Consider the following 6076-nt stretch of genomic DNA (forward strand, 5'->3'; position numbering starts at 1 on the left):
AGGTCCCCGAGCAGACTGCCACGATCGGGTTCCCCAAAGGCAGTCAGCCGAAGGAGCCCAAGTGATCAGGGAAGTCACCGGGATCAGGAAGATCCGGATGCTGTACCTACAGTTGCTCTACCGCTGCAACTTCACGTGTCTGCACTGCTTCCACGGCAAGAGGCTCCAGTACGCGGACGCCTTCACCGCCGACGAAGCCGTCGGCCTCCTCACCCTGATGAGGGACGAGTACGGCACGGAGGCCGTCACCCTGCTCGGCGGAGAGCCGTTCGTCCACCGGGACCTCTCACAGGTCGTCCGCCATGCCAAGGAGGAACTGGGCCAGCGTGTCGAGATCTGCACCAACGGGTACCGGATCGAGCGCCGCCTGACCGAGATCGCGCCGCACCTGGACCTTCTCCGGGTCTCCCTGGAGGGCGTCGGATCGACCAACGACGGCATCCGCAGGCACGGCAGTTACCAGAGCGCCCTCGACTCACTGCGCCTGGCACGGGACCTCGGAGTACCGACCGGTGCGACCATGACCGTCACCTCACGGAACATCGGTGAAGTACTCCCACTCGCCGGCGTTCTGGCCGGGCTCGGAGTCCGGCAGCTCAAGCTCCACCATCTGCGACCCGTCGGCAACGCCGCCGACCATCCCGAGTTGCTGGTCACCGACCCGGCCTCCTACGGCCGGCTCCGCGAAGAGCTCGCGTCGGCCGAGCTGCCCCTGGAAGTGATCGTCGACGAGGACCTCTCCGAGCATGGCGCCCCACAGCTCTGCGCCCCGACCGGCGGACCTCACGAGATCGACCGGATCGAGGCCGACCCGCGTGGTGCCCTGACCATGTCCTGCAAGGCCGTGGGCAAGGACTCCCACGCCTTCTGGTACGAGAAGAGCGCCGGCCGCATCGTCCACAAGCCCTCGGTTACGGACGAGCTCACGCTTGCGGTGCCGGACGTGGTGTACGCCCGTGCCTGACCACCCGCGATTCGAGAGCCTCGAAGGCTTACGGGGCACCGGCAAGTCGACCATCGCACCTATGCTCGCCGCCGCCCGGCAAGCCGTACTCGTCCCCACCGTGCCGGCCCTCTACCAGCCCCTCAGGCACGCCGTGGACCAGCGGACCAACGTCGACGCGCGGATGTGCCTCTACCTCTCCGCGTTGTTCACCGCGGCCGAGGAGATCCAGGACCACCTCGACGCCGGCGTCCCCGTAGTCGTCGAGAGCTACTTCGCCCGGTGCCTCGCCACTCACCAGGCCTTGGGCGCCCGCCTCGGCGTCACGCTGCCGCACGGGCTGCCGACACCCGTCACGTACCACCTCGTCTGCGACGACGACGAACGCCGCCGCCGTCTGGCCACCCGGGGCAAGTCGGCAACGCGGTGGGACGCGCTGATCGAAACCGTCACGGACCGGGTGACGGACGCCTACTCCTCGTTCCCGATGCGTCGCGTCGACACCACGGGGCGCAGCCCCGAAGAGGTCCTCCGCTTGATCGCAGCAACCGACAGGCAAGGAGCGAACTCCCATGCAGACCCAGAGCCTGTGGGAGCACACCCTCACCTTCTTCCCCCAGTTCCTCGGCACATTGCGCGAGCGCGTCGCCCCTGACGCCACCGTCGCGGTCGTCGGGGCGAGCGATGGCAAGTTCGTCCTGCCGCTCGCCGCCGCCGGCTACCACGTCGTCGCCATCGAACGTGACGCGCTCGCCCTGCACGGAGGCGAGGTGTGCCTTCCGGGTGACAGTGAGGCCCACGCGATGGGTCTGATCGACCGGCTGAAGCTCGAGGAACTCCACTCGCGTGTCCACGTGGTCGAGGACGACTTCCTCGAGGGCGAGCCCCTGGGCGTGCAGTGCGAGGCGGTCTGGACGAGCTGCTCGTGGCATTACAGTGCCAACCACCACCGTCCGCTCGCCGAGTTCGTCGACCGCATGCAACGCCTGGTACGCCCGGGCGGTGTGTTCGGTGCGGAGTTCATGATGCCCGTCGAAAGACGCCACCACATGACCGAGCACTACACCTCCCCCGAGCGCCTGCTGCCTCACTTCCTCGGTGACTGGGAGATCCTGCTCACCCTGCGCACGAACGAGTTCACGGAACGGCCCCACGTCGGCCAGCCGCACGACCACACCCACCGCATGGGACTGCTCATGGCAGCCCGAGCGTCCACCTTCACCGACCACCTCTGAGAGAAGGACCCGTGAAGCACGAGTACGAGGCGAAGTTCCTGGCCGTCGACGCCGCCGGACTCCAGTCCAGGCTGACCGCCCTCGGAGCCGTCCAGGCGTTCCCCCGCACGCTCCTCACCCGCAAGATCTTCGAGAGCGACTCCCTCGACGGCGGGGCCTGGATCCGCCTTCGGGACGAGGGCACCCGGTCGACACTCACGCTCAAGCAGGTCACCGATGCCACGACGATCGACGGAACCAAGGAGATCGAGACCGAGGTGTCCGACCTGCACGCCATGGCCGGCATCCTGCGCCGGGTCGGCCTCACCGAGGTGCGCTACCAGGAGAACTACCGCGAGGAGTGGCGCCTGGGCGAGGTCGCCTTCGACTTCGACACCTGGCCCGGCCTCCCCACCTTCCTGGAGATCGAGGGGCCCGACGAGGCATCGGTCCGGCAGGCCGCCGCGCTGCTGGACCTCGACTACTCCGAAGCCCGCTTCGGCAGCGTCGACGAGATCTACAAGAGCGAGGCCGGCCGCGACATCCTCACCGAGCCCACCCTCCTGTTCTCCGACGGCGAGAAGCAGGAGGACGTTTCCTCGGCGGTCCGAAGCCACTGATCAGGGAAGCGGACACACCTCGCTCACGGACCCTCGTCGTCGAGCACGTGGGCGATGGCCAGGGCGATCCGCTCGATCCAGTCGATGGCGTCCGTCACCTCGGCCTCGTCGATGGGTCGGCGCTGCTTCAGGTCGCCGTCGATGAGGTCCGCGTCATGGGCGATCTTGTTGCGGCGCTGGGTGATCTCCAGGTAGCGGCCGCGCAGGGTCTTCTCGTTGAACGTCGTACGCCCCTGGAAGAACTCCTTGTTGATACACCCGGCCGCCTCGAACCAGACCTTCTTCTCCGTCACGAGCTTGAGCACTTCGGCGATCTTCCCGGGGTGCTGGAGCGCCTGCACGGCGAGCTTCTCGCGCAGGTGCTCCACGACGGCCTCGGAGAGCGTGACCTCGCCCCGCCGTACCGCCTCGACCCGGTGCAGCGGCAGTTCGTACCTCCGCAGCTGAGGCGGCATGGAGGGGCTGTCCTGGAGCGTCAGTTCGGCCACCCGGCGCAGTACCTCCTCGTGCAGCCAGTGGTCGATGGCGGCGACGGCCTGGACCCAGGCCGCCCGGTAGAAGTCGTCGATGTCGATCGTGGGCGACCGGAAGGGCGTGAGCATCCGGCCCGCCTTCACCATGCGCCGGGCGTACGACAGGTTCGTCATGAACGCCTCGAACTGGCGCGTCTGCGGCCTGGAAACAGCCATGTGCAACCCCACGATCACTCTTCGCCACGATCTCCAGGAGCACGATCGCGGAGCCGCCGGGGGGTGGGTCAAGCCAGGACGTGCCGCGCGGGCGAAGGTGTCCGAAACAGTCCCCCCCCCCGATTTCCGGAACACGTCCCTCACGACTCGTCCCGCTCCGCGCCGTCGTCCTGGTAACGCGGCAGGCCGCTCGTGAAGATGGTCCACCCGCCGATGGTGACGTCCTCGCCGTAGACGAAGTCCTTGCGCACCGCGTAGCGGGGGCCGTCCGGGGTCGAGTGGATGTCGCTGAGGACGGCGCCGCTGCCGGTGCGGGGGTCGAAGATCGCGTAGACCGGCACGCCCATCAGCGGATAGTCGCCCATCTTGCCCACCCAGTCGTTGTCCGGGTTGGACCGCGAGACGACCTCGATGGCGGCGATGAGCGTCCGGGGATCGAAGCCGGCCGGCACCTCCATGTCCGCCAGGGTGATCACCATGACGTCAGGGCGCCGCATGATGCCCTCGTACTCGTCCTCCACATCAGGCGTGCCCGTATGGGCCACGACCTCTTCCGGCATCACCCTCTCCAGGCGCTTCCGAAGCAGCGACGCGGTCAGCTCGTGTCGGCCGTTGGGCGACAGAGGGTCGTGGACGATCCCCCCTTGGTGATTTCGGACTTCCCGGCAACGCGCTGTCCGCGGACCGGATGAAGTCACACAGGGCCCGGCACCGGCGGGAGGCGCCCTGATGCGCGTGGTGGGGTGTGGTGGTCAGGGGTCTCGCTCCTCGTCGTTCACGCCAGGTGCTGCGGGACATGAGGTTGTCGACACAGGCCAATGCCCGTAAGACCAAGGTGTTTCGACGGGCGTCGGTCGGGTAGCGTGCGGACCATGTCGAGTCCTGAGTCAGACAGGGTGGGGGCTTTCGGTCACGCCGTCAGCCCCCTGAACCACTGAGCTCACAGCCCTGTCGTCGCACCGCTTTTCACGGTGGGACGAGTGGCGCTTGGGACTGGCCGCGGTGACGAGATGACCTTCTCGTGCCTCTCTCACCTCGGAGCCACTCGATGCCTCTGCCGCTGTATCTGCTTGCCATGGCGGTCTTCGCCATGGGCACCTCGGAGTTCATGCTCGCCGGCCTCTTGCCGGACATCGCCTCGGATTTCGACGTCACCGTCGGGACAGCAGGCGTGCTCACCTCGGCCTTCGCGATCGGCATGATCGTCGGCGCACCCCTGGTGGCCGCGCTTGCCCGTGACTGGCCAAGGCGCCCGGCCCTTCTCGGGTTCGTGCTTGTCTTTGCGGCAACTCACGCCTTGGGAGCCGTCACCACGAGCTTCCCCGTCCTGTTCGCTACCCGAGTCGTTGCCGCGCTCGCCAACGCGGGGTTCCTCGCCGTCGCTCTGACGGCTGCGGCCGGGCTGGTCTCATCCGACAGAAAGGGACGCGCGCTGGCCGTGCTGCTGTCAGGCACGACGGTGGCCACGATCGCCGGTGTCCCTGGTGGGGCGGTGCTCGGCACGGCACTCGGCTGGCGGGCCACCTTCTGGGCCGTCGCCGCTCTCTGCCTGCCGGCGGCTCTCGGCATCCTGAAAGGCATCCCGGCAGGACGTGATGAGGATGAGGCGACTGGCAGGCCGGCCTTGCGCGCGGAGCTCGCCCAGCTCGCCCGGCCGCGGTTGCTCCTGGTGATGCTGCTCGGTGCGCTGGTGAACGCGGCAACCTTCGCAAGCCTCACCTTCCTTGCCCCCGTGGTGACCGACAGCGCCGGGCTGGGCGAGTTGTGGATCTCTGTCGCTCTGGTGCTCTTCGGTGCCGGTTCCTTCGTAGGCGTCACCGTCGCCGGCCGGCTGTCCGACCGAAGTCCCGGTCCGATCATCGCGGTCGGCGGTCCGGTCCTGCTCATCGGCTGGCCGGCCTTGGCGATGCTGGCCGACGAACCGGTCGCCCTGTTCATCCTCGTGTTCGTGCAGGGCGCACTGTCGTTCGCGCTGGGCAGCACACTGATCACCCGGGTCCTCTACGAGGCCGACCGAGCTCCCACCATGGCCGGCTCGTATGCGACCGCGGCGCTCAACGTGGGTGCCGCCGCCGGCCCCGTCGTGGCCGCGGTTACGCTCGGCGCCGAAGTCGGGGTCCTCGGGCCGCTCTGGGCGAGTGGACTTCTCGTCGCGGTCGCGCTGCTCATCGCGTTCCCCCTCCTCACCGCCATCACGGCCGGCCGGAGCACCGAGGTGCCGCGGTGACACATGCGAACACCCCCTTGAACATCGAGGGACGCCGAAGGCTCGTGGAGCGCTGCCGCACCCGTCCGATCGCGCACGTCGCCGCCGAGGCCGGTGTCTTCTGAAGCAGAACGAACTCGGGCGATCGCGGTCTGGAACGTCCACTACAACTACCACCGGCCTCACACCGCCGCCGGAAACCGTCCTCCGGCCTCATGCCTCCACGCGAGCGTCACCAACGTCATGGCCGGCAACAGCTAGGCAGCCCTCTGGATACCGGTCCGGCAGTCGCGGCAGCTGGTCTCGGAGTCGGGTGAACGGAAGGCCCGGTCGCAGCCGTCGCAGTTCCGCAGGGGGTGCCGTACGGGCGGCGGCGGGGCGGGGGCGGGCGTGCGGAACGGGGG

The 6076-nt window shown here is 68.4% G+C and carries 6 protein-coding genes and 3 pseudogenes; 6 read left to right on the forward strand and 3 right to left on the reverse strand.

Features of this window, described 5'->3' with window-relative positions:
* Window positions 1-61: 61 nt before the first annotated feature.
* The 4 genes from ADK41_RS33405 to ADK41_RS33420 all read left to right on the forward strand — a co-directional run bounded on the left by ADK41_RS33405 (window position 62) and on the right by ADK41_RS33420 (window position 2777).
* Window positions 62-964: a radical SAM protein gene (locus tag ADK41_RS33405; protein WP_030834700.1), complete on the forward strand. Its 903-nt coding sequence runs from the start codon at window positions 62-64 to the stop codon at window positions 962-964.
* A gap of 61 nt (window positions 965-1025) precedes the next feature.
* The gene (locus ADK41_RS33410) at window positions 1026-1598 is read left to right on the forward strand and encodes a hypothetical protein (RefSeq protein WP_037805189.1); all 573 of its coding nucleotides are present in this window, start codon (window positions 1026-1028) and stop codon (window positions 1596-1598) included.
* A complete protein-coding gene (locus tag ADK41_RS33415; protein ID WP_030834710.1) occupies window positions 1516-2178 on the forward strand; it encodes a class I SAM-dependent methyltransferase in 663 nt (220 codons plus the stop codon). Before ADK41_RS33410 ends, ADK41_RS33415 begins: the two co-directional genes overlap by 83 nt.
* Before the next feature lie 11 nt (window positions 2179-2189).
* Window positions 2190-2777: a class IV adenylate cyclase gene (locus ADK41_RS33420; protein WP_030834720.1), complete on the forward strand. Its 588-nt coding sequence runs from the start codon at window positions 2190-2192 to the stop codon at window positions 2775-2777.
* Between the two features lie 23 nt (window positions 2778-2800).
* Here the strand turns inward: ADK41_RS33420 and ADK41_RS33425 are convergent, their stop codons facing one another.
* Window positions 2801-3466, reverse strand: a complete 666-nt coding sequence (locus tag ADK41_RS33425; protein WP_030834722.1) for a hypothetical protein — start codon at window positions 3464-3466, stop codon at window positions 2801-2803.
* Window positions 3467-3606: 140 nt separating this feature from the next.
* Window positions 3607-4222: pseudogene (locus ADK41_RS33430) on the reverse strand (Uma2 family endonuclease).
* A 292-nt stretch (window positions 4223-4514) separates the two neighbouring features.
* Between ADK41_RS33430 and ADK41_RS33435 the strand changes: the two are divergent.
* Together ADK41_RS33435 and ADK41_RS41365 are read left to right on the forward strand one after the other, a co-directional pair.
* Window positions 4515-5693: a Cmx/CmrA family chloramphenicol efflux MFS transporter gene (locus ADK41_RS33435; protein ID WP_030834724.1), complete on the forward strand. Its 1179-nt coding sequence runs from the start codon at window positions 4515-4517 to the stop codon at window positions 5691-5693.
* Between the two features lie 87 nt (window positions 5694-5780).
* A pseudogene (locus ADK41_RS41365) lies at window positions 5781-5933 on the forward strand (integrase core domain-containing protein); the annotation flags it as partial.
* Here the strand turns inward: ADK41_RS41365 and ADK41_RS43685 are convergent.
* Window positions 5930-6076 (reverse strand): annotated as a pseudogene (locus tag ADK41_RS43685) (helix-turn-helix domain-containing protein); the annotation flags it as partial. The pseudogenes ADK41_RS41365 and ADK41_RS43685 sit on opposite strands and share 4 nt — an antisense overlap.

The sequence above is a fragment of the Streptomyces caelestis genome (assembly GCF_001279005.1).
Taxonomy (GTDB): Bacteria; Actinomycetota; Actinomycetes; order Streptomycetales; family Streptomycetaceae; genus Streptomyces; species Streptomyces heliomycini.

What these genes read in the sequence shown, in the direction of transcription:
- ADK41_RS33415 (WP_030834710.1), top strand. Translation starts at nt 1,516, where the DNA reads ATGCAGACCCAGAGCCTGTGGGAGCACACCCTCACCTTCTTCCCCCAG.
- ADK41_RS33435 (WP_030834724.1), top strand. Translation starts at nt 4,515, where the DNA reads ATGCCTCTGCCGCTGTATCTGCTTGCCATGGCGGTCTTCGCCATGGGC.
- ADK41_RS33425 (WP_030834722.1), bottom strand. Translation starts at nt 3,466, where the DNA reads ATGGCTGTTTCCAGGCCGCAGACGCGCCAGTTCGAGGCGTTCATGACG.
- ADK41_RS33410 (WP_037805189.1), top strand. Translation starts at nt 1,026, where the DNA reads ATGCTCGCCGCCGCCCGGCAAGCCGTACTCGTCCCCACCGTGCCGGCC.